Source organism: Citrobacter sp. wls706 (genome assembly GCF_005281305.1).
Taxonomy (GTDB): domain Bacteria; phylum Pseudomonadota; class Gammaproteobacteria; order Enterobacterales; family Enterobacteriaceae; genus Citrobacter; species Citrobacter werkmanii.
In genome coordinates, this window is sequence record NZ_SZXG01000031.1 from 291912 (window position 1) to 315095 (window position 23184).

A 23184-nucleotide genomic window follows, 5' to 3' on the forward strand; every position below is an offset into this window, starting at 1 on the left:
ACCTATGGCGCTTACAAAAGCTGAAATGTCAGAATATCTGTTTGATAAGCTTGGGCTTAGCAAGCGGGATGCCAAAGAACTGGTCGAGCTGTTTTTCGAAGAGATCCGTCGTGCTCTGGAAAATGGTGAGCAGGTAAAACTCTCTGGTTTTGGTAACTTCGATCTGCGTGATAAGAATCAACGTCCGGGCCGTAACCCGAAAACGGGCGAAGATATTCCCATTACAGCACGGCGCGTGGTGACCTTCAGACCCGGACAGAAGTTAAAAAGCCGGGTTGAAAACGCAACGCCCAAAGAAGAGTGATTTAACGATTCGTTAAGTTACTTGCGCTGCCAAGCGCAAAGCATGACGTATATAACTAAAAAGGCCGCTCTGCGGCCTTTTTCCTTTTCACTACCGAAACAGCACCGTAGAATCACCCCCATCTCTTTTCAGCAGAATGGAAAACATGCTGACTTTCGCCCATCAACAGCAGCGACGAAACGTGCGCTGGATACTGTCTCTGTCAGTGCTGATGTTACTGGCAACGATTTTAAGCTTGTGCGCAGGAGAGCAATGGATCGCTCCCGGCGACTGGTTCAGCGCCCGCGGCGATCTGTTCGTCTGGCAAATCCGCTTTCCTCGTACCCTCGCCGTTTTGCTGGTAGGCGCTGCGTTGGCCTTATCCGGTGCGGTAATGCAGGCCCTTTTTGAAAATCCACTTGCGGAACCGGGTCTACTGGGCGTGTCTAACGGCGCAGGCGTAGGACTCATCGCTGCGGTGCTGCTCGGCCAGGGGCAACTTCCCGGCTGGGCGTTGGGTTTATGCGCCATCGCCGGGGCGCTGATTATTACTCTCATTCTGTTACGCTTTGCCCGTCGGCATTTGTCTACCAGTCGCTTGTTGCTGGCGGGAGTGGCGCTGGGCATTATCTGTAGCGCGCTGATGACGTGGGCCATCTACTTTTCCACCTCTTTTGACTTACGACAACTGATGTACTGGATGATGGGTGGCTTTGGCGGCGTAGACTGGCATCAGGCCTGGCTGATGGTGGCGTTGATCCCCGTACTGATATGGATCTGCTGTCAGTCTCAGCCGATGAATATGCTGGCGCTGGGGGAAACGTCTGCGCGCCAACTGGGGTTACCATTATGGTTCTGGCGCAATCTGCTGGTGGTCGCCACGGGATGGATGGTCGGCGTAAGCGTGGCTCTGGCGGGCGCGATTGGTTTCATTGGATTGGTTATCCCACACATTTTGCGGTTGTGTGGTTTAACCGATCACCGTGTTCTCCTGCCTGGCTGCGCGTTGGCTGGCGCAATCGCATTATTGTTTGCCGATGTTGTCGCGCGTTTGGTGCTGGCTTCGGCTGAACTGCCCATCGGCGTGGTCACGGCTACCATGGGAGCCCCGGTATTTATCTGGCTATTGTTGAAAGCCGCGCGCTAGAAAGCGTTGGTTCGGTCTATGATTAAAAACTGAAAATCAACCTGTTGTTCTGGAGATGCTATGCAAGACACTATCCTCAATACAGAAGTGACGACCATTGACGGCGAGGCGACTACGCTGCAACCGTATTCCGGCAATGTACTGTTAATCGTCAACGTTGCTTCAAAATGTGGACTGACGCCGCAATACGAACAACTGGAGAACCTGCAGAAAGCCTGGCATCAGCAGGGCTTCAATGTGCTTGGTTTTCCCTGCAATCAGTTTCTGGGCCAGGAACCGGGCAGCGAAGACGAAATCAAAACGTACTGCAGTATGACCTGGGGCGTTACTTTCCCGATGTTCAGCAAGATTGACGTCAACGGCGAGGGGCGTCATCCGCTGTATCAGAAGCTGATTGATGCCGCGCCAACGGCAGTTGCGCCAGCAGACAGTGGATTCTATGAACGTATGGTCAGTAAAGGCCGGGCGCCGCTCTACCCGGACGATATCCTGTGGAACTTTGAGAAGTTTTTAGTGGGGCGGGATGGGCAAGTACTGCAACGATTCTCTCCGGATATGACGCCTGAGGATCCTATGCTGGTGCAAAGCATCAAGAAGGCGCTGGCAAACTAATGTCTCGATTGATGCAGCTACAGGATGTAGCGGAATCGACCCGGCTCGGCCCGCTTTCTGGTGAAATAAAAGCAGGGGAAATCCTGCATTTGGTGGGACCTAACGGTGCGGGGAAAAGTACGCTGTTGGCGCGTATAGCGGGTTTGACGACCGGGGAGGGCAGCATCACCTTTGGCGACATGGCGCTTGAAGAATGGCCGGCAGCAAAGCTGGCGCAATATCGTGCTTATCTTGCGCAACAGCAAAACCCGCCGTTTGCCATGCCAGTCTGGCATTTTCTGACGCTGCATCAACCCGACAAAGCGCGAGTCGATCTGTTACAGGAGGTCGCCGATGCGCTGGGTTTGGGGGATAAGCTGGGGCGTGGCGTGAATCAACTCTCCGGCGGTGAATGGCAGCGTGTACGCCTCGCTGCCGTTATTTTGCAAATTTGCCCGCAAGCAAATCCATTCGGTCAGCTTTTACTGTTGGATGAGCCGATGAACAGCCTGGACGTCGCGCAACAAAACGCCCTGGACAAGTTATTGGGGCAGCTGTGTTTGCAGGGAATAGCGATTGTAATGAGCAGCCATGACCTCAATCATACCTTGCGCCATGCGCATAAGGCCTGGTTGCTCAAACGTGGGAAGCTGCTTGCCAGTGGCTCACGTGATACGGTCCTGACGCCAGCTAATCTGTCTTCGGCTTACGGCGTGAACTTCCGTCGTTTGGATATCGAAGGCCACAGAATGCTCATATCAACCACTTAAGTTAAATGGGTTCTTGAAAATCATATAATTTCCACGCTAAATTGGCATAAAAATTAAATCCAGAGGATTCGTCCTGAATGCGTTTTTGGCTCCTTTTCATCACAGCATTGTTTTTGGCGGGCTGCAGCAGCCATCGTGCTCCTGCGCCAAATGCCCACTTGTCGGATTCTATCGCCGTGATCGCCGGTCTTAATGACCAGCTACAAACCTGGCATGGTACACCTTATCGTTATGGTGGTATGAGCCGTAGCGGGGTGGATTGCTCAGGGTTTGTTTTGATGACGATGCGGGATCAATTCGATCTACAGCTCCCGCGCGACACGCGTATGCAATCAAAGATTGGTACCGAAATCGATAAAGATGATTTGCTGCCAGGCGATCTGGTTTTCTTTAAAACCGGATCCGGAGAAAGTGGTCTGCATGTCGGCATTTACGACACCAATAATCAATTTATTCATGCCTCAACCAGCCGCGGAGTGATGCGCTCGTCACTGGATAATGTCTACTGGCGTAAAAACTTTTGGCAGGCTCGACGTATTTAATCCTCACAACTGACGAGGCTGCCAACGACTGCGCAGCCTCGCCCTCAGCGTTTGCACGTTAACTTTTATATCTGTCTTAAGCAGAACAATAACCCTGAACCTTAAGAGTGTATCTTACTAAAAATATGATTTATGCCGAGATATTAAAAAGTGCAAAGCTGGATATTCGCTTATAATCAGGATAAGCTAAAAAAAAGGATTCGATTTACTGGCTATAAAGGGAAAAATGAAAGAGCCTCTACTTGCATCAGCAGTAACGTATTTCTCCATCCTTTGCTACAGGATGCCGGATAACACCTATGCAGAGGGGCTGGCACGATGATTGTTTCACTGGATAATCTTTATCAATCGGAATTCTCTTTTCTTCCTGCGAGAAGTGAAAAAGGCGATCTTGAGTTCGTAGATATCATCACCAGTTTTGCCAGCCTGCATGGGGATGTGCGTATACCAACCGAGCTGGTCTTACCCCGGATGTCGGACGATGAGCAATGTCGTTTATTTGCAGAAAAACTAGAATTAATCGAAACGTGCCAACATTTTTTTATTCAGCGCAGAGTCTCAGCCTGGATTAATTTAACCCCGGCAATTGCTAATACTTTATTATCAGACGCTGAATATGCTTCACAAATTGAACGATTTTCATTTCTGGAACTGGCTATTAATGAAAGCTATCCAGAGTTAAACAAAGGTAAAGACAATCCAACGCTGGCTGCGCTTGCGGCAAGATTTCCATTAGTTTTACAAAACTATGGCGCCGGCGGCATATCAACGCGGGCAATTTTTGATGGCCTGTTCAAACGTGTGGTGTTGGATAAAAACTTTGTTCAACAAAGGATTGCACATATTTCATTTGAACCATTTATGCGCGCTATCCAGGCGCAAATCTCACCCTGCTGTGAGTCAATCATCATTAGCGGTATTGACTCGCAAGAGATGCTGGCGCGAGTACTTCCTCTCGGTTTCAGCGCGATGCAGGGAGGACTGTGGCCTGCGGTGCCGCCCGCGCAGATAATTTCATTGTCCAGGATATAACCCTTTTATTTGCTGGTGTTTAACAGGCTATTAACAGTCTACACTAGAGACAGGAGGCCTTATGACCCTGTCTTTTACCACCCGCTGGCGTGATGAATTACCAGCAACCTATACAGCACTCTCGCCTACGCCCCTGAAAAACGCGCATCTTATCTGGCATAACGATGCTCTGGCTGAGCAATTGGCTATTCCTGCGGCGCTGTTTACTCTTCCAGATGGTTCAGGCGTTTGGGGAGGCGAATCCTTGCTTCCCGGGATGTCGCCTTTAGCGCAAGTTTATAGCGGACATCAGTTCGGCGTCTGGGCAGGACAGCTTGGCGACGGACGCGGGATCCTGCTGGGCGAACAACAGCTTGCTGATGGCTCGACGCTTGACTGGCACCTGAAAGGCGCCGGACTCACGCCTTATTCCCGCATGGGCGATGGACGCGCCGTGCTGCGTTCAACCATTCGCGAAAGTCTGGCCAGCGAGGCGATGCACTATCTGGGCATTCCCACCACGCGCGCATTGTCGATTGTCACCAGCGACACGCCGGTATATCGCGAAACGGTAGAGCATGGGGCGATGCTCATCCGCGTGGCGCAAAGCCATATGCGCTTTGGCCATTTTGAACACTTTTACTATCGTCGCGAGCCGGAAAAAGTCCGTCAACTGGCAGACTTCGCGATTCGTCATTACTGGCCGCATTGGCAGGAAGAAGCCGATAAATATCAGCTGTGGTTTAGCGATATTGTCACGCGTACCGCAAGCTTAATCGCCGACTGGCAGGCGGTAGGGTTTGCGCATGGCGTTATGAATACGGACAACATGTCTATTCTGGGGCTGACGATGGATTACGGTCCGTATGGTTTTCTTGATGACTACGTGCCAGATTTTATCTGTAACCACTCCGATCATCAGGGACGATACAGTTTCGATAATCAACCGGCCGCCGCGTTGTGGAACCTGCAACGTCTGGCGCAAACCCTGTCGCCATTTATCCCTGTCGAGGCGCTCAATGATGCGCTGGACAATTACCAGTTGGCGCTGTTAACGCGTTACGGTCAACGGATGCGGCAAAAGCTCGGCTTCTTTAGCGAGCAGAAAAACGATAACGAGCTGCTGAGTGAACTGTTTAGCCTGATGGCGCGAGAAAGAAGCGACTATACGAGAACGTTTCGCATGCTCAGTCTGACGGAACAACACAGTGCGCTATCTCCGCTACGCGATGAGTTTGTGGACCGTGCGGCTTTTGACGGCTGGTTCACGCGGTATCGCTCGCGTCTGGAACAGGACAGCGTTGCTGACGATGTCAGACAAACACAGATGAAGGCGGCAAACCCGGCGATGGTTTTACGCAACTGGCTGGCGCAACGGGCGATTAGTCAGGCGGAGCAGGGTGATTACGCCGAGCTACATCGGCTGCACCAGGCGTTGCGTACCCCGTTTGTGGATCGCGATGATGACTATGTCAGTCGGCCGCCTGACTGGGGCAAACGGCTGGAAGTGAGCTGTTCAAGCTAAGGTGCCAGAAATACCTGTGGGGACGCGTTGGCCGGATGATGGCCAACGTGAACCTGAGCACCGTACCAGCGCATCAGATCATCGGCCCGTAACACGGTCTCTGGCGTCCCTTGCGACGCCAGCCTGCCATTATGCAATAACACTATTCTGTCAGCCCACAAGGCGGCGAGATTCAAATCGTGAAGCACAATACACACATGCAGCTCTCCTGAAGCGACAAGCGTTTTCAGTAACCGCAGCAGATGCTGCTGGTGGTAAAGATCCAGAGCAGAGGTGGGTTCATCAAGAAATAACCAGCCGCGAGGCGCTCCGTCGCACCAGAGTTGCGCCAGGGCTCGGGCTAACTGCACGCGCTGTTGCTCGCCGCCGGAAAGCGCGGCATATTGCCGACCTGCCAATGGTGTGCATCCGGTCATGTCCATCACCTGCGCGATAAGGCGAGGTTCCGAACGCTGGGTCCAGGGCGCGCGTCCCATCGCGATAACGGCCTCTACCGGCCAGTCAAATCCCAGTTGCGTTTGCTGACGCATCACCGCCCGATGGCGCGACAGGGTCTGCGTATGCCACTCATTCAGCGCTTTGCCCGCCAGCACGCAGCGCCCGGCAATAGGTTTGAGGAAACCGGTCAACAGGCGCAGCAGGGTAGATTTCCCCGCACCGTTTGGGCCGATGAGCGCCACCAGTTCACCTTTTGCGAGGGTAAGCGATACATCAGCAATCACCGACCTGCCCGCCACGCGATAGTGAAGCCCTTCAGCAACGAAATATTCAGCCATGCGATCCTCGCTGACGAAAAATAAGCCATAAAAACCACGGGGCGCCGAGCAGACTGGTTAACAGACCGACCGGCATTTCCGCCGGCGCAACTGAAGTGCGGGCCAGCGTGTCGGCAATCAGTAATAAAAACGCGCCCGCCAGCACGGAACCGGGGATAACGGCCCGATGGTCTGCGCCGAGCCACATCCGCATTAAATGCGGGATAACCAGCCCGATGAAGCCAATTACGCCGCTTACTGCTACCGCTGTGGCTACCAGCAAGGCGCTGCAAAGCAGCAAAATACGCTGGATTGTACGCACATTCACGCCAAGATAATGTGCCTCTTCCTCACCCAGTTGCAGCAGGTTCAGGGCCGGAGCCAGATGCCAGATGATCAGCACCGTCGGGATAGCCAGCGAGGTAACCGCCAGCAGCGTGGACCATTGCGCAGCGCCCAGACTTCCCATCCCCCACAGCGACAGCTGGCGCAGTTGCGCATCATTACTGACCCACGACAGAACGCCAACAGCCGCCCCGCAGAGCGCGTTGATCGCTATACCGACCAGCAGCAGCCGCGAGAGTGAGCCGTCGTGCTGTTGGCTGAGGATAAAAATCACCACGGTTGCCGCCAGCGCACCGACAAATGCAGCCAACATTGGCGCATACAGCATCAGCAGCGCGGGCAAAGAGACAGGCAGTACCACCCACAGGGCGACGGCGCAGGCCGCACCGCTGCTAATTCCGAGTAACCCCGGGTCGGCAAGCGGGTTGCGAAACAGTCCCTGCATCACACAGCCGGATAGCGCCAGAGCGCCGCCGATTACCAGGGCCAGCAGGACACGGGGGAGACGAATAGTGAGCCAGATTTGACGCAGCGTTTCATTGTCATCACGCCAGAGCAGACTTACCGGCAGGCGCAACGCGCCAAAACCGGTAGCCAAAATTGTCATTACGACCAGCATTAGCGCCATGGCCCACAAAGAACAGGTAATTCGTCGGGACATCAGGGTAATTGCTCTGCTTTCGCGCGAAGCTGCAAAATGGCCTGCGGGGTACGGATACTGAAGCCAAGCAGTGCCATATCATCAACCTGTAATACCTGTTTATTCCGTCCCGCAGGTGTTTTCGCCAGCCCCGGCAGCGCCCACAGGTTCGCCTCGCCCCCCATTGCCTTAACACCTTCCAGTGAAATCACCACCAGGTCCGGCTGGCTGGCAATCACACCTTCTTGTGAAAGAGGCTGATAACGGTTAACCCCCTGCATCGCGTTGCGCAAACCGGCGGCGCGAATAGCCGCATCGGCTCCGGTTTGCTGGCCTGCGGCCATGGCGGTCATCCCTCCATGATTAAGAATAAATAGGACGCGTTTGTTAAGTTCAGATGACGGGAGCGCCGCCAGCTCCTGACGTAAGGTTGCACGCAACGTTTCGCCATCGGCCTCCCGGTGAGTCGCCTCGGCAATGACGCGTATTTTTTCATCAATCGCGCTAAGGTCGTTGTTTGCCGGGATCGTAACAACCTTGACGTGGCTCTGCTCGACCTGTTTTAGAGCCAGAGAAGGCTGCGCCTGCGCGCTGGCAAGGACCAGCGTAGGGCGGGTGGCAAGGATCCCTTCGGCGTTAAGCTGGCGTAAATAGCCGACGTCAGCCAGGGCGTTTGCGGCTTCAGGCCACTGACTGGTGCTGTCTCGCGCCACCAGCGTTGACTGCGCCCCCAGCGCGTACACAATTTCGGTGACGTCGCCACCCAGAGTGACGACTCTTTCCTCGGGGGCCGCCAGCGCAGTAACGGGTAGCAACGCAATCAGGAGCAGGAGTTTGTTCATGCGGCCAGCCCTTTCGGCGTCAGTGCGTCAATTTGTGCGCGCCATTGCGTTTGCTCCGGTTCACCTTCCGTACGTTGACCGTACAGTTGGGCAATCTGTGTGCCATCGGCCGCAAACAGTTCCAGACTGGTTACGTGTCCATCGGCGGTTGGTTTGCGTGTTACCCACGTTTCAGCCACGCTTTCTTCCAGCAGATGTAATGTAAATGCTGGGTTGAATATATTCAGCCAGCCTTTCATCGGCACCAGTTTTTCTATTACGCCGGTAAAAATTTGTACGCAGCCGCGATTACCCACAAAAACCATAATTTCATTGCCATCCTGACGCGCGGTATCGAGTAACTGCGCCAGTGCGCTATTAGGAACTTTGCAGGCCAGATCGTCGCCCACCAGATTAAATGCCTGTTGGCGAGTGAGATCGTGGCGTTTCAGCAGACCGAAAAACTGGTGGACATCAGTCATGGCTCGCCACTCTTGATCAACGGTCTGTGCATCAACGGTGACGGCGGCAGGCGCAGAATTGTTGACAGGTTGCAGCACCAGTGGCGGGTTTTCTGCAAAGATGAAACGGGTCAGTAACGCAGCCCATTCCTCAACGAGGGTATTTTGTGTGGCATAGACCTTCAGCAATGCATCACCCTGATAGTCGAAAAACTGAATGCTCTGACGCTCGCCGTGAGCGGTTGTTTCTCTGATATGAAAGGCGCTTGCCCACTGATTCAGGAACAGACGCAGATCGAGGGCGCGTGGATTGAGTACCAGCCCGGCATGCCCGCTCAGGTGCTGGTTGGTAAAGGTGCCGACCTGCTCATGCACCGCATATTCGTTGCGGCAAATACATTTTGTTTCGCCTACGGCTTCCAGCGCGCCGAGGATTTCGCGGACTTCGCCACGTAAGCGCCAGGCGTCATGACCGACGCGCGCGAAGGTCAGTTCTGCCTCGCTGATGTGCATCATAGCCGCGATGTCACGTGCATATTTGCCAGGATTTTCTTTTTTCAGTTCCAGCCAGCGTGTGTGGTGATTCATTGTCTCTTCCTTCCAGATTGCTGCCCCGGCGAACCGGGGAAAAGTGATTACCACTGATAACTCACGAAAATTTTGCCATTGCGGCCATCCTGCGGAATGCCCTGCTGCGACCAGTACTCTTTGTCGAAGGCGTTGCCCAGTACCAGTGTGGTGGTCATGCCTTTTAGCGCCTGTTGCCCCTGATAGCTCACGTAGAAGTCGTTTACCGCATAGCCGGGTTGTTTGGCGTAGTTGCTGCTGATGTGCGTTGAGCGGTCAGCAAATGTACCTATCCAGCCAACGGAGAAACCGCTGTGCGCAACCGGTACGTTCAGTTTGCTGGTGACGGTGTCAGGGTTAATGCTGGAAATGTACTCGTCCGTGTCAGTATCTTTACCCCGCGTGCGGTTATAGGCCATATCGAGACTGAACAGGTCGGCGGTGTATTTCGCCATTACGTCCCAGCCCCAGATTTTGGCGTTGGGAACGTTATAGGATGTCGTTGTCGCGGCGGCAAAATCGACGCTGGTAGAGATGTAATCTTTGGCTTTGGTGTCGAAATAGCTGGCTTTAAATTCGAGCGCATCGCTTGCCATCAACAGATCGTCAAAGCGCAGGCCAAATCCGTATTCCTGTGTTTCGTTGGTTTCCGGACGCAGGTTCGGGTTTGGCACCCAGTAGTTGGTGTAAAAACGGCCAATCGAGAAGTGCTTCGCATCGTTATACATCTCGCCCATGGTTGGGGCACGGAAGGCCTGAGCGTATGAACCGAAAAGCATCAGCCAGTCGGCAGGCGCAACGGTGAGTCCAGCGCGGGACGACCATTTGTCGGCATCGACGTCTTCATAGCCGTCGCTGCTACCGCGATAAGAGTCGTACCGGGTACCACCCAACAGCGTAACCGGCAGGTCGCGCAGGGTAATTTCATCCTGTAGCCAGCCGGAGCTGAAATCGATTTTTGCCTCCGGGAAACCGGTGGTTGCGCCACCCGGTTGCTGTTCCTGACGATAGTATTCGCCACCGTAGGTCATCAGGTGAGAAGCAAATGAGTCGGTAAACAGGCGGCTACGGTTGTCGATTTTCCCGCCTTTGGTGGTCTGCTTGCGAAATTCGCCGGTGCTATCTGTGTTTTGTGCATTAATACGCGCTTCGGACCAGTAGATGCGCGCATCCGCGTTCAGCCAGTCATTATCCGCCGGGGAGAGGGAGTAAGTCAGTTGCGCATCGCGTTGGATGGTTGAGCGTTCGGTCATTGGATTGCTGGTGGCATCCGCCGCGCTGGTTTGTGGGTTTTTAGGTTCCCGGGCATCATTGTTGTAATAACGAAGCGAGCCGGCCAGCGTCTGGGCGCTGTCAATTTTCCAGCTGCCTTTCGCCAGCATATTGTTAATCGCTTCGTCGTTCGGAGCGGTAGTACCGTCGCTTTGGCGCAAATTACCGCGATCGCGGCTGGACCAGGCCAGCAGCCCGTCGAGGGTATCGGTGCGGCCAAATGTGCTGGCGCCCATACCGAGGCTGTGATCGCCGGTAGCTGCGGTACCGAACACGCGATAACCGCTGTTTTGTCCGGCTGCCAGCAGATCTTTAGCATCCGCAGTGTCATAGGCGATTACGCCACCCAGCGCGCCGCTGCCATACAGCAGTGCGGAAGGGCCGCGTACCACTTCAATCCGCTTGATTAGCGCCGGATCGAGGAAGGTACTGTTCAGGTGCCCGGTATCGGTTCCCTGGCGAACGCCATCTACCAGCACCAAAACGCCGCGACGGTCATAGCCGCGCAGATTGACGTCCTGACCATTTGTCCGGCCCGTACCGTCCAGGGACAGGCCCGGAACCTTCCGTAACAGGTCGGCTGCCGAGCTGGCAGTCTGGTTTTCAGGTGCAGTAGCGTCGATAACGCTGACCATCATCGGCGCTTCAAAGGCGCTACGGGCGTTGCCGGTGGCGGTGACGGTCATATCCTCTACCGCCGCCCAGGCAACGACGGGAAGATTACTGACAATCGCCAACGCCAGGAGCGATGGGCGCAAGGATGCGGTGTGCAGGTGTGGCATAGCAACTCTCCATTAGAAAATCGAAAAGCGCTGGCTGCCTGGGTATCACCTGGGTGGCTGGCGAAAAGTGTTGTTTATTTAGTCAGAATGAGTTTTCCAGCATGGGTCTGGCGCAGCAGGTAGTGCTGACCATCGTGCTCTATAATCACGCGTCCTTCTTTGCCCAGCAGACTTTTACTGTCAATGCGACGCTCGGTTGCGGCGACGGCAGGCGGTGTTTTTTCTTTTGCAGGCGTTGCTGTTGTGTTATCCATACGTGACATAGAGTTTAAAAATAGCAATCAATGTAACAATGATAATCATTATCATCAAACTGCAAATTTGCGGCAAGCGTTTTTGTGAAATAATTGTGACGAGAACGGTTTTTGCACAACAATGAAGTGAAAAACAAAGAATTACCACCGGGCAACGTGGTGTTACCCGGTGTACAGCGTTAAAAACGGCTATCAACCGCAGAGGCGAGTTTGTCCACCAGCAGTTCAGTATCTTCCCAGTTCAGGCACGGGTCGGTAATCGACTGACCGTAAACCAGCGGCTGACCGCTAACGATTTTTTGCGTGCCTTCGCGCAGGAAACTTTCCGCCATGATCCCGGCAATCGCCGTCGAACCGTTGCGAATTTGCTGGCATACGTCATCACACACTTCCAGCTGACGGCGATGCTGCTTCTGGCAATTACCGTGGCTAAAATCAACGACCAAATGCTCAGGCAGGGAAAATTCGTGCAGGGTATCGCAGGCGGCGGCAATATCTTCAGCATAATAATTTGGCTTTTTACCACCGCGCATAATGATATGCCCGTATGGGTTACCGCTGGTCTGATAAATGGTCATCTGACCGGTTTTATCCGGGGAGAGGAACATATGGCTGGCGCGGGAGGCGCGAATCGCATCGACGGCGATACGGGTATTGCCATCCGTCCCGTTCTTAAACCCAACCGGGCAGGAAAGAGCAGACGCCATTTCGCGGTGGATCTGGCTTTCGGTGGTGCGCGCGCCAATGGCGCCCCAACTGATTAAATCGGCAATAAACTGGCCGGTCACCATGTCGAGGAATTCCGTTGCCGTGGGTACACCCAGTTCATTGACCTGCAACAGCAATTTACGCGCCAGCTCAATGCCGTGGTTCACACGATAGCTGCCGTTCAGGTCCGGGTCGGAAATTAAGCCTTTCCAGCCCACGACGGTGCGTGGCTTTTCAAAATAGGTACGCATCACAATTTCGAGACGCGCCTGGTATTTTTCGCGCAGCGCCTGTAGACGCGTGGCGTATTCCACGGCGGCATCAAGATCGTGAATCGAGCAAGGGCCTACGATCACCAGCAAACGGGGATCTTCGCCATTCAATATTTTTTCTATCCGGCGTCGGGAGTCCGTAACATGACGGGCGACGGAGGACGAAACAGGATGCCGCTGCGCAAGCTCTGCTGGAGTGACCAGGTTGTCAATACGCGCAGTACGGAGTTCATCGGTTCTGTTCATTACTTGTCTCAGAAATTTGTTGCTTCAACGGCAGGACTACCGGGAAGTGATGTGCATCACAATATCACACTCATCCGGCCTGGTGGCGAGCATAATAACAAAAAATCGAACCAATGCACTAGCATTCTAGTACATGCGGCGATTCAGCCCCATAATGTCGAGGATCTTGGTGGCAATCTCTTCTACCGAGTAATTGGTACTGTTCAACCATGGGATCTGATTTTTCCGGTACAGTGCTTCCACTTCGGCAACTTCCATCCGACACTGGCGCAGAGAGGCGTAACGGCTGTTCTCCCGTCGCTCTTCGCGGATCGCCGCCAGGCGTTCGGGGTCGATGGTCAGGCCGAACAGTTTATGCTGCAGCGGCTTCAGGGACGTGGGCAGCACCAGGTTATCCATATCATCGGCAATAAAGGGGTAGTTGGCCGCGCGGATACCAAACTGCATGGCCAGATACAAACTGGTCGGGGTTTTGCCGCAACGGGAAACGCCGAGCAGGATCACCTGCGCCTGATCGAGGTTGCGCAACGAAATACCATCGTCATGGGCAAGAGTGTAATCAATGGCGGCAATACGCGCATCGTACTTGTTGAGGTTGCCGGGATTCAGGCCGTGGGTACGATGGGCTATCGGCGTTGGGTCGAGCTTCATCTCTTGCTGCAATGGGGCGACCAGCGCCTGCACGATATCCTGACAAAACCCCTCGCTTTGCAGAATGATTGAGCGGATTTCCGGCAAGACGATGGAGTAAAACACCAGAGGGCGCACGCCGGTTTGTTGGTAAATGGCATCAATCTGGTCTTTAACCGCGCGCGCGCGACTCTCGTTTTCAACAAACGGCAGCGTAATGCTGTTGATAGTGACCGGAAATTGCGACATTACCGCGTGGCCCAATACCTCGGCGGTAATGGCCGTACCATCAGAAATATAAAAAACGTGACGATCAACAGCATTATCCATTTTGTGCATCCTGGGGCAGACATAATTCTCTGAAAGCATAAATTAAAATTCGCCAGAAGCGAATATTGCGCTATCACTTTTATAAACTGAAACGCTATTTTTATATTTAATGAAAAGTACATTTCATTTTTCGGAACAAATGTTTATACCGATAGTTTTTGTGGTGATCCCCTGTCGCTTGCGGGTTTGCGCAAATGCGGAAACAATCTTAAAAAATAAAAAATAAAGTTGCTTGAACGATTCACCGTTTTTTTCGCCGCGGTAAATATGCAAAGATAAATACGCAAAATTGAGTTTCCTAACCTCGTTCATATATAAGGATTGTTCGATGTCCAACAATGGCTCGTCACCGCTGGTGCTTTGGTATAACCAACTCGGCATGAATGATGTAGACAGAGTTGGGGGCAAAAATGCCTCCCTGGGTGAAATGATTACTAACCTTTCCGGTATGGGTGTTTCCGTACCGAATGGTTTTGCAACAACCGCCGATGCGTTTAACCAGTTTCTGGACCAAAGCGGTGTAAACCAGCGCATTTATGAGCTGCTGGATAAAACGGATATTGATGATGTTACCGAGCTTGCGAAAGCCGGGGCACAGATCCGCCAGTGGATTATCGACACTCCTTTCCAGCCGGAGCTGGAAAATGCCGTCCGCGATGCCTACGCGCAGCTGTCAGCAGACGATGCCCATGCCTCTTTTGCCGTGCGTTCTTCCGCCACCGCAGAAGATATGCCAGATGCGTCATTTGCAGGTCAGCAGGAAACCTTCCTCAACGTCCAGGGCTTCGATGCTGTCCTGGTCGCTATCAAACACGTATTTGCTTCGCTGTTTAACGACCGCGCGATCTCTTATCGTGTTCACCAGGGCTATGACCACCGTGGCGTGGCGCTTTCTGCTGGCGTCCAGCGGATGGTGCGCTCCGACCTTGCGTCCTCAGGCGTTATGTTCTCCATCGATACCGAATCCGGTTTCGACCAGGTGGTGTTTATCACTTCCGCATGGGGCCTGGGCGAGATGGTGGTGCAGGGGGCCGTTAACCCGGATGAGTTCTACGTGCACAAACCGACTCTGGCGGCTAACCGTCCGGCTATCGTTCGTCGCACCATGGGATCGAAAAAAATCCGTATGGTCTACGCGCCAACCCAGGAACACGGTAAGCAGGTGACCATTGAGGATGTGCCGCAGGAACAGCGCGATATTTTCTCTCTGACCAATGACGAAGTGCAGGAACTGGCGAAGCAGGCGGTACAGATCGAGAAGCACTACGGTCGTCCGATGGACATCGAATGGGCGAAAGACGGTCATACAGGCAAGCTGTTCATTGTTCAGGCTCGTCCGGAAACCGTGCGTTCTCGCGGGCAGGTGATGGAGCGGTATACGCTGCACGCCCAGGGTAAAATTATTGCGGAAGGTCGCGCCATCGGTCACCGCATTGGCGCCGGTCCGGTCAAAGTTATTCACGACATCAGCGAAATGAACCGTATTGAGCCCGGCGACGTACTGGTGACTGATATGACCGACCCGGACTGGGAACCGATCATGAAGAAAGCGGCAGCGATTGTGACCAACCGTGGCGGCCGTACCTGTCACGCGGCGATCATTGCCCGTGAGCTGGGGATCCCTGCCGTGGTTGGCTGTGGCGATGCCACTGAGCGCATGAAGGATGGTGAGAAGGTCACTGTCTCCTGCGCCGAAGGCGACACCGGTTATGTTTACGCTGAGATGCTTGATTTCAGCGTGAAGAGCTCCAGCGTGGAGACTATGCCGGATCTGCCATTGAAGGTGATGATGAACGTCGGCAACCCGGACCGGGCTTTCGACTTTGCCTGCCTGCCGAACGAAGGCGTTGGTCTGGCGCGCCTGGAATTTATCATTAACCGCATGATCGGCGTGCACCCTCGTGCGCTGTTGGAGTTTGATGACCAGACGCCTGAGCTGCAAAATGAAATCCGCGGCATGATGAAAGGTTTCGACTCTCCGCGTGAATTCTACGTTGGTCGTCTGACGGAAGGGATCGCGACGCTGGGCGCGGCGTTTTATCCGAAACGCGTCATCGTGCGTATGTCGGACTTTAAGTCCAACGAATATGCTAACCTGGTTGGCGGTGAGCGTTATGAACCGCACGAAGAGAACCCAATGCTGGGCTTCCGCGGGGCGGGCCGTTACGTTTCAGACAGCTTCCGCGACTGTTTCGCACTGGAATGTGACGCGGTGAAACGTGTCCGTAACGACATGGGTCTGACTAACGTTGAAGTGATGGTACCGTTTGTACGTACCGTTGCCCAGGCGAAAGCGGTGGTTGAAGAGCTGGCGCGTCAGGGGCTGAAACGCGGCGAGAATGGCCTGAAGATCATCATGATGTGCGAGATCCCGTCTAACGCCCTGTTGGCAGAACAGTTCCTTGAGTACTTCGATGGCTTCTCCATCGGCTCAAACGACATGACGCAGCTGGCGCTGGGCCTGGACCGTGACTCGGGTGTGGTTTCTGAACTGTTTGATGAGCGTAACGACGCGGTGAAAGCGCTGCTGTCGATGGCGATTCGCGCTGCTAAGAAACAGGGCAAATACGTGGGTATTTGTGGTCAGGGACCTTCTGACCACGAAGACTTCGCGGCCTGGCTGATGGAAGAGGGGATCGACAGTCTGTCGCTGAACCCGGACACAGTCGTACAGACCTGGCTGAGCCTGGCTGAACTGAACAAGTAACATCATGCCTTATCCGGCCTATTCAACGTAGGCCGGATAAGATGCGTTAGCATCGCCATCCGGCACTCTATCCTGCAACACTCTCCATGCTCAAACGTTTAATAATATCCTGACGCAACTGGTATTTTTGTATCTTACCGGACGCTGTGCGCGGTAACTTCTCGACAACCACGATATGCTCCGGGTATTTATACTTTGCCACCCGTTTGCGGCTAAAAAAGGCGACGACAGATTCCAGCGACAGCGAATGATGCGGGGCTTTTAGTACTACATAAGCGCACGACCTTTCACCTAACCGTTCGTCCGGCATCGCGACAACGCAGGCATCATGAATGCGTGGATGCTGTAATAAAATATCCTCCACCTCGCGGCTGCTGATATTTTCCCCACCGCGCACAATAATATCTTTTTTACGCCCGGTGATTTTGATGTATCCCGCGTCGTCCATCCGGCATAAGTCGCCACTGTAATACCAACCCTCTTTATCCAGCGCACGGGCGGTCAGTTCGGGTTCATCGAGGTAGCCCATAAAAACATTGGGACCACGCGAGGCTTCTTCACCTTCTACTCCTGCGGGCAGGGTATTGCGCGCTTCATCGACGACTTTTATTTCGACCCCTGCGGCAGCATAGCCGTCGGTGGTCATCATGCGGGAAGGTGAATCATCGAGATTGACCAGCGCATGCGGCGAGCTCTCCGTTGAGCCATATATGCTTAACAATTTAATGCCGAGCCGTTGGCAGTCACGGGCAATCTTTTGCGGAATGGTGGTACCTCCGCATAGAAAAAAGCGCAGCGATGAGAGATCACAGGATCGTTTTTCCATGCGACACAACATGTCATAGACAAATGGCGTTGCGCCGAGTACGCAGGTGCAGTGCTGTTGCTCCAGCAGATCGAGACAGGCGTCTGGAGTAAAAATATCCAACAACACGCTGCGTGCGCCGATTAAAAATGGTGCGGTAACGCCGTGCAGAAAACCGGTAGCGTGGCCAAGCGGCGCGGGCATTAAAAACACATCTTGCCAGGTGAGATTGAGACGGGCGCAGTAGGCGCGTTCGCTGGCAAGAATGTTATTGTGAGTTAACATTACGCCTTTCGGCATTCCCTCGGTCCCGGAGGTAAACAGTACCGCTGCCAGTTCATCCGCGTGGACGTTAATCGTTTGACTCAACGGCGGGGCTAAAAGCAGTTGGCTGAGCGCCTGCGAGGTGGTTGCCGGCGCCAGTTTATCCACGGCGACAATCTGTTGCAGATGCGGTAACTGGTTTTGTAAGGGGAGGATCAAATCGACCGGTCGGCTTTGTTTAAACAGGGTAGGTGCGAAAAAAATCTTCGCTTTGCATTTATTCAATACCCATACCAACTCCGCTTCGCGCCAGGCGGGTAGTAACGGGACGGAAACGGCTCCGGTTTTCAGGCAGGCCAGATAAATAATGGTAAATTCGCACCAGCCCGGCAACTGGAAAGCGACGCGATCGCCGGGTTGAATACCGCAGGCTAAAAACCAGCTCGCCAGACTGCTGGCGGCACCGTCGAGTGCGGCATAGGTATATGAAGCGCCATGATTATCAACCACGGCGATTTTATCCGGCATGGCTCTGGCTGTTTGGTTCCAGTAATCGCCAAGCGAAGCATCTCCCCATAAACCTTGTTGTCGCCAGGCTTCGCGACGTTCGGCGTTAAATGTTAGTGTGATACTCATTCGTTATTCCCAGGATAATATCGGCATACGTCTGACCGGATTGGCCGTGGAGGCCGATCCGGGGTGCAACGGCTCAATCCGTTAGCCGTAGCGGAAATCAATGCCAAATGTTCCTGCCGGATACTCCCATTGTTCGAGGATCGTATCGCCGCACAGCACCCGACAGGTGCCACATTCCAGGCAGCCAGCAGAATCAAAATGAATATTTCCACTCTCGTCCTGCTTATACAGTCCGGCGGGACAGGCCTTCAGCAGTTTGCGAAATTCGTTAAGGTCGGGATGTTCGGCCAGAATAATGTGCGGGTGACCTTCATCGACATTGAATTTATTGACGCCCAGCTTGACGTCGACGTTAACGGTATTGTCCTGACTCATAGCGCAGTTGCCCCCTTGATGCCGTCTTTCAGTAAGTTCATCAACCCAATTTTCTTCGCATGGGACATCATCATCTTACGAATCGGTTGGTTCGGGCGTCCGTCAACGGTGAACATATCGTTCATGATATCCGCGACCATGCGAGGGTATTGGGTGAACAGGCGCGGGTTTTCCATCAGCGCCGGGATCTTGCGAAAATGCTGTAAATCACGCATCACACAGCCCCGTTCAAGGGCGCGTTTGTAGTCCATCAGGCTGCTGGCGGAGAAGTCCCGGCGTTCTTTGGCTGCAATGGCGGTTTGGGCGGCGGCTTCTGCGGAGGCTATTGCTAAATCCATACCACGCACCGTGTAACCCAGATTCAGACAGAAACCCGCGGCATCGCCGACGATCATTACGCCGTCATCAACCAGTTTGGGTACCATTGCCAGCCCGCCTTCCGGCACCATATGTGCGGAATACTCCAGCAGTTCTCCTCCCGCAATCAGCGGACGAATAGTCGGGTGTTGCTTAAAGTCTTCCAGCATCTGCGGAATACTTTTCGTCGCGTGAGCAATATCCCCCAGCCCGCATACCAGCCCCAGAGAGACCGAGTCCTGGTTGGTATACAGAAAGCCTCCCCCCATCAGTCCATCGGACGGTGAACCGGCAAACAGCCAGGCTGCGCCTTCATCGCCTGAGAGGTTGAATCGATCTGCAATCACAGCCGGAGGTAAGCCGATCAACTCCTTTACGCCAACAGCATAGTGGTGAGCAGAAGAGGGAGGGATCATCCCCAGCGACCGTCCTAATATTGAGTTGACGCCATCGGCCAGGATGACAATATTGGCTTCGAGGATATCGTCACCGGCTTGCACGCCGGTGACTCTGGTACCTTCGCGGATCAGCGCATCAACGCGGACGCCGGGGATGAACTGCGCGCCTGCCTGTTCTGCTTTTTCCATCAGCCAGGGATCAAGCCGGTTGCGCAACACGGTGTAAGAATCCTGCGCTGGCGCGTTGTCTTTTTCCCGATGAAAGTCGAGCGTTACGGCGCTCTCTTCGGTCAGGAAGGATATTTTTTCGCGGGTCACTTTACGTTCGAGTGGTGCTTCCTGCGCGAATCCTGGCATGATGCGTTCCAGACTATGCGCGTAGAGTCGCCCACCGGTCATATTTTTACTGCCCGCACTGTTTCCGCGTTCGATGACCAGCACCTCCAGCCCGGCCTTCGCCATAACGTAGCCTGCAACGGTACCCGCCACGCCAGCACCGACCACAATGGCATCAAATTTTTCATCTGACATGCTTTATGCTCCTTTCCCGCCGCAAGGCAGCGGGAGATGTGCGTTAAATGGGGGATTAGCGGCTGAGATGTTCGATAAGGGCCGGAACAACTTTGTAGATGTCGCCTACCAGGCCGTAATCGGCGTAATTGAAAATAGGGGCTTTCTTGTCTTTGTTGATAGCGACAATGACTTTCGCGCCATTACCGCCGACCATGTGTTGAATTTGTCCTGAGATGCCCAGCGTCAGATAAAGGTCTGACTTCAGTAACACACCAGAAACGCCAATGTAGCGTTCGCGCTCCATCCAGTTTTCGCCTTCGGCAATCGGGCGCGAACAACCCACTTCAGCCCCCAGTACGGATGCCAGCTGGTGCACCATCTCCAGATCGTGTTGCGCAACCAGGCCGCGACCCACACCAACCACACGTTTTGCTTTACTGAGGTCCACGCTGCTCACGGATTTGGCGCGACGTTCCTGACACATAATTTCATGAAGCGGTGCGATGTAAGCTGCCGAGACAACAGGGCAATTGTGCGATGCGTTTTCCGCTACGGGTTCAAGCAGGCCTGGGGCTAGCGTGATAATTGCCAGCGCGCTTTTGATTTTTTCTTTGCCGAATGCCAGACCACCATACATGCGGTGCTCTGCGAATACGGTGTTATCCTCAAGCGTCACCGATATTGCGTCGTTAACCATCGCGGCATTGAGTTGGATGCTTAACCGTGCCCCAAGTGATTTCGCGCGCTTTGTGGCGGGCATCAACAGCATTCCGGCGTGTTCTTGCATCAGCGCTGCGATGGTTTCGGCGTAATTTTCTACACGCTGTAAACCGGAGGGGGCTTCGAGCACGATTATCTCATCGGCACCCAGAGGTTTGACCTGATTAGCCTGTTCGCTGCCTTGGACAATTAGATGGACGTGTTCACCCCACTGGCGCGCGCCTGTCATTAATTCTGCGTAGCGTTCTACGTTATCGCTGAACACCCATACGTTAGCTAATTTACTCATGACAATTTCTCTCCGTTGAGCTTAGTTCAGGGCTTTTTTCAGGTGTTCCGCCAGTTCGGCTATGGCTTCAGCTGAGTCATTTTCCAGAATGATGTGCTTACGTTCTGTTTGTGGCGGTACGGTGAGGCTCACCAGTTCTGCTAATGGTGACGCAGGCGTCCAGCCAATATCGCTGGCTTGCCACGGCGTGACGGGCTTTTTACCCGCGCCGAGAATGGCTTTCATTGAGGGAATACGCGGCGTGTTGATATCCGAGGTTACGCAGAGTACAGCGGGAAGCGGCAGGTCAATCACTTCGACCTCATCTTCCAGCGTGCGCTCAACCATAATGCGGTCGCCGTTACGTTGGATGTTGCTGACGGCGTTAATCACCGGGAGTTGCAACAGTTCGCCAACCAGTAAGCCAACCTGTTGGGCGTAGATATCCCCCGATCCTTCGCCGAACAGCATCAGGTCGAAATTCATATTTTTGGCCGCGCAGGCCAGCGCCTGAGCGGTGTCGCGGGGCAATGAATGCTCCAGCTGTGGATCCTGCACCATGAACAAACTGTCTGGTCCACGCGACAGCACGTCTTTACGCACTTTGGAATTTTGCAGTAGCGAGCCGCCCACGGTTAAAGCGAAGATTTCATCACCTTCCGTACTCAGTTGCGCCGCGGCCTCAATCGCATTCAGATCAAACTGGCTGATTTTGGCGTCGGCCCGGTCAAAGTTAAGCGAACGCTGTGGGGTAACAACAATGTCCTGTTCTTCAGGCACCAACTTAAAGCAGGTTATTATTTTCATGGCATCTCCAGTCATCCACAGTAGGGAAAATTAACTGAAAATAGTGTGCGGCAGAGAGGGGACTGTTTTCGACGGAGCAATCTGTTTTCATTCCCAACAATCTTGCAAAAAAAAAGTGAGGCGGGGATGCTTGTTTTATAAACGGGAACTCGGGAGTGTGTACTGAAGAAAAAAAGAACACACAAACCAGGGAAGGATAATTGCGAAATGCATCCTGTTTTTTAGCGTTTATACGCTTAATTTGTTTCTGATATGTAAATTGTTAATGTTGAATTAATAACATTTATTCTTTTCGTTTTTTATAAAACGGCAATAATCGTGGAGAACAGCGCGACGGGGCAGGAGGTATCATCTTGCAGTCGACGCAAATAATTTTGTTTCGCCAGCAAGGAATAACGTTGTATAACATCATTATCGTTTTCGCTTTCCGATATTAATTATTCGCAAAATTACTGCCTTTAGGTGGAGGTTGTCATGTATCAACGCTGCTTTGATAATGCCATGGAGACCCTTTTTGAGCAGGGGAAAACGCCGAGACTTTCCCGATTCGTCATTAGCGATGATCCTAACTGGGAGTCCGGCCATCATGTTCATGATAATGAAACGGAGCTTATCTATGTCAAAAAGGGTGTTGCAAGATTAATCATCGACTCTTCGCTATATGTCGCGCATGCCGGGGACATTGTGGTGATTGAGCAAGGGCGATTGCATGCGGTTGCATCTGATAGCAGCGCACCGGCTACCACTTACACCTGTGCGCTCTATGGTTTTCGGTTTAACGGCTGGCAGGATAATCAGCTATTGCAGACGCACTCGTGTCCGGTCATTAGCGTCAGTCAGGGTAAAGAGGTTATTAAGAGTATTTTTAATGAACTGGGGGTGATACTCCCGCAGAGTAAGAACAACCTGACATCTTCTGCTTATGACGCATTCGCGTATGCATTAACCGTTTTATATTACGAAAACTTTAAAAATGCTTACCGCTCTGAACAGGGATATATTAAAAAAGATGTCTTAATTAAAGATGTATTAGTCTATTTAAATAACAATTTCCGCGAAAAGATCACTCTCGAACAGTTATCTAAAAAATTCCGCGCCAGCGTGAGCTATATCTGTCATGAATTTACCCGGGAGTATCGTATTTCACCCATCAATTATGTTATTCAGCGACGAATGACAGAGGCGAAATTTTCCCTGACCAATACCGAGGCCTCGTTGGCGGAAATTTCGTGGCGGGTAGGGTATGAAAACGTCGATCATTTTGCCAAACTTTTTCAGCGGCATGTGGGATGTACTCCCAGCGATTATCGTAAGCAGTTTAAAAATAACCTTGCTGAGCAAGAATGCCTGATGCCTGAAGTCTGATTCCCCCGCACGGTCCC

General features: G+C 53.2%; 22 protein-coding genes. 9 read left to right on the top strand and 13 right to left on the bottom strand.

All coding sequences use genetic code 11. The features are described from left to right. Positions 1–4 precede the first annotated feature (4 nt). The 7 genes from ihfA to selO all read left to right on the top strand — a co-directional run bounded on the left by ihfA (position 5) and on the right by selO (position 5869). The gene (ihfA, locus tag FDW92_RS12040; protein ID WP_003030571.1) at positions 5–304 is read left to right on the top strand and encodes an integration host factor subunit alpha; all 300 of its coding nucleotides are present in this window, start codon (positions 5–7) and stop codon (positions 302–304) included. Between the two features lie 145 nt (positions 305–449). Further along, entirely contained in the window at positions 450–1430 is a 981-nt protein-coding gene (gene btuC, locus FDW92_RS12045) for a vitamin B12 ABC transporter permease BtuC (RefSeq protein WP_042308812.1), read from the top strand. A 60-nt stretch (positions 1431–1490) separates the two neighbouring features. Next, positions 1491–2042 carry a glutathione peroxidase gene (locus tag FDW92_RS12050; protein WP_042308809.1) on the top strand — a complete coding sequence of 184 codons (552 nt, stop codon included), beginning with the start codon at positions 1491–1493 and terminating at the stop codon, positions 2040–2042. Beyond that, positions 2042–2791: a vitamin B12 ABC transporter ATP-binding protein BtuD gene (gene btuD, locus FDW92_RS12055; protein ID WP_042308808.1), complete on the top strand. Its 750-nt coding sequence runs from the start codon at positions 2042–2044 to the stop codon at positions 2789–2791. The genes FDW92_RS12050 and btuD overlap by 1 nt, the downstream gene beginning before the upstream one ends. 77 nt (positions 2792–2868) lie before the next feature. Further along, entirely contained in the window at positions 2869–3333 is a 465-nt protein-coding gene (locus tag FDW92_RS12060; protein WP_042308806.1) for an NlpC/P60 family protein, read from the top strand. A gap of 318 nt (positions 3334–3651) precedes the next feature. Beyond that, positions 3652–4365: an EAL domain-containing protein gene (locus FDW92_RS12065; protein ID WP_137400629.1), complete on the top strand. Its 714-nt coding sequence runs from the start codon at positions 3652–3654 to the stop codon at positions 4363–4365. Between the two features lie 61 nt (positions 4366–4426). Then, positions 4427–5869, top strand: coding sequence for a protein adenylyltransferase SelO (selO, locus tag FDW92_RS12070; protein WP_042308802.1), 1443 nt, complete (start codon positions 4427–4429; stop codon positions 5867–5869). On the opposite strand, the gene FDW92_RS12075 is transcribed toward selO, so the two are convergent. The 8 genes from FDW92_RS12075 to ppsR form a co-directional block, all read right to left on the bottom strand. Beyond that, a complete protein-coding gene (locus FDW92_RS12075) occupies positions 5866–6645 on the bottom strand; it encodes a heme ABC transporter ATP-binding protein (RefSeq protein ID WP_042308801.1) in 780 nt (259 codons plus the stop codon). The two genes, selO and FDW92_RS12075, sit on opposite strands and share 4 nt — an antisense overlap. Further along, positions 6638–7630: an iron ABC transporter permease gene (locus FDW92_RS12080; protein ID WP_042308799.1), complete on the bottom strand. Its 993-nt coding sequence runs from the start codon at positions 7628–7630 to the stop codon at positions 6638–6640. The genes FDW92_RS12075 and FDW92_RS12080 overlap by 8 nt, the downstream gene beginning before the upstream one ends. Next, positions 7630–8451, bottom strand: coding sequence for a hemin ABC transporter substrate-binding protein (locus FDW92_RS12085; RefSeq protein WP_042308797.1), 822 nt, complete (start codon positions 8449–8451; stop codon positions 7630–7632). The genes FDW92_RS12080 and FDW92_RS12085 overlap by 1 nt, the downstream gene beginning before the upstream one ends. Next, positions 8448–9479, bottom strand: a complete 1032-nt coding sequence (locus FDW92_RS12090) for a hemin-degrading factor (RefSeq protein WP_042308795.1) — start codon at positions 9477–9479, stop codon at positions 8448–8450. The genes FDW92_RS12085 and FDW92_RS12090 overlap by 4 nt, the downstream gene beginning before the upstream one ends. 47 nt (positions 9480–9526) lie before the next feature. Further along, a complete protein-coding gene (locus FDW92_RS12095) occupies positions 9527–11512 on the bottom strand; it encodes a TonB-dependent hemoglobin/transferrin/lactoferrin family receptor (RefSeq protein ID WP_042308793.1) in 1986 nt (661 codons plus the stop codon). Positions 11513–11586: 74 nt separating this feature from the next. Continuing rightward, complete coding sequence (gene hemP / locus FDW92_RS12100; RefSeq protein ID WP_038640207.1) at positions 11587–11775, bottom strand: hemin uptake protein HemP; 189 nt, start codon at positions 11773–11775, stop codon at positions 11587–11589. Between the two features lie 170 nt (positions 11776–11945). Continuing rightward, positions 11946–12992, bottom strand: a complete 1047-nt coding sequence (aroH, locus tag FDW92_RS12105) for a 3-deoxy-7-phosphoheptulonate synthase AroH (protein ID WP_042308791.1) — start codon at positions 12990–12992, stop codon at positions 11946–11948. A gap of 126 nt (positions 12993–13118) precedes the next feature. Continuing rightward, a complete protein-coding gene (ppsR, locus tag FDW92_RS12110) occupies positions 13119–13952 on the bottom strand; it encodes a posphoenolpyruvate synthetase regulatory kinase/phosphorylase PpsR (protein ID WP_038640212.1) in 834 nt (277 codons plus the stop codon). Between the two features lie 328 nt (positions 13953–14280). On the opposite strand from ppsR, the gene ppsA reads away from it, so the two are divergent. Next, positions 14281–16659, top strand: coding sequence for a phosphoenolpyruvate synthase (gene ppsA, locus FDW92_RS12115; protein WP_042308787.1), 2379 nt, complete (start codon positions 14281–14283; stop codon positions 16657–16659). 67 nt (positions 16660–16726) lie between these two features. Here ppsA and fadK read toward each other — a convergent pair whose 3' ends face one another. From fadK to FDW92_RS12140, 5 genes are all read right to left on the bottom strand, one after another. Further along, positions 16727–18364: a medium-chain fatty-acid--CoA ligase gene (gene fadK / locus FDW92_RS12120; RefSeq protein WP_042308785.1), complete on the bottom strand. Its 1638-nt coding sequence runs from the start codon at positions 18362–18364 to the stop codon at positions 16727–16729. An 81-nt stretch (positions 18365–18445) separates the two neighbouring features. Continuing rightward, positions 18446–18739, bottom strand: coding sequence for a ferredoxin (locus FDW92_RS12125; protein WP_038640220.1), 294 nt, complete (start codon positions 18737–18739; stop codon positions 18446–18448). Next, positions 18736–20025, bottom strand: coding sequence for an FAD-dependent oxidoreductase (locus FDW92_RS12130; RefSeq protein WP_042308784.1), 1290 nt, complete (start codon positions 20023–20025; stop codon positions 18736–18738). Before FDW92_RS12130 ends, FDW92_RS12125 begins: the two co-directional genes overlap by 4 nt. Positions 20026–20080: 55 nt before the next feature. Continuing rightward, positions 20081–21016 (bottom strand): electron transfer flavoprotein subunit alpha, encoded by a 936-nt coding sequence (locus FDW92_RS12135; RefSeq protein WP_042308782.1) that lies wholly within the window; start codon positions 21014–21016, stop codon positions 20081–20083. Positions 21017–21037: 21 nt separating this feature from the next. Then, entirely contained in the window at positions 21038–21802 is a 765-nt protein-coding gene (locus tag FDW92_RS12140; protein ID WP_042308780.1) for an electron transfer flavoprotein, read from the bottom strand. 474 nt (positions 21803–22276) lie between these two features. Between FDW92_RS12140 and FDW92_RS12145 the strand changes: the two genes are divergently transcribed. Beyond that, positions 22277–23167 (top strand): AraC family transcriptional regulator, encoded by an 891-nt coding sequence (locus FDW92_RS12145; RefSeq protein WP_042308779.1) that lies wholly within the window; start codon positions 22277–22279, stop codon positions 23165–23167. Positions 23168–23184: the final 17 nt, after the last annotated feature.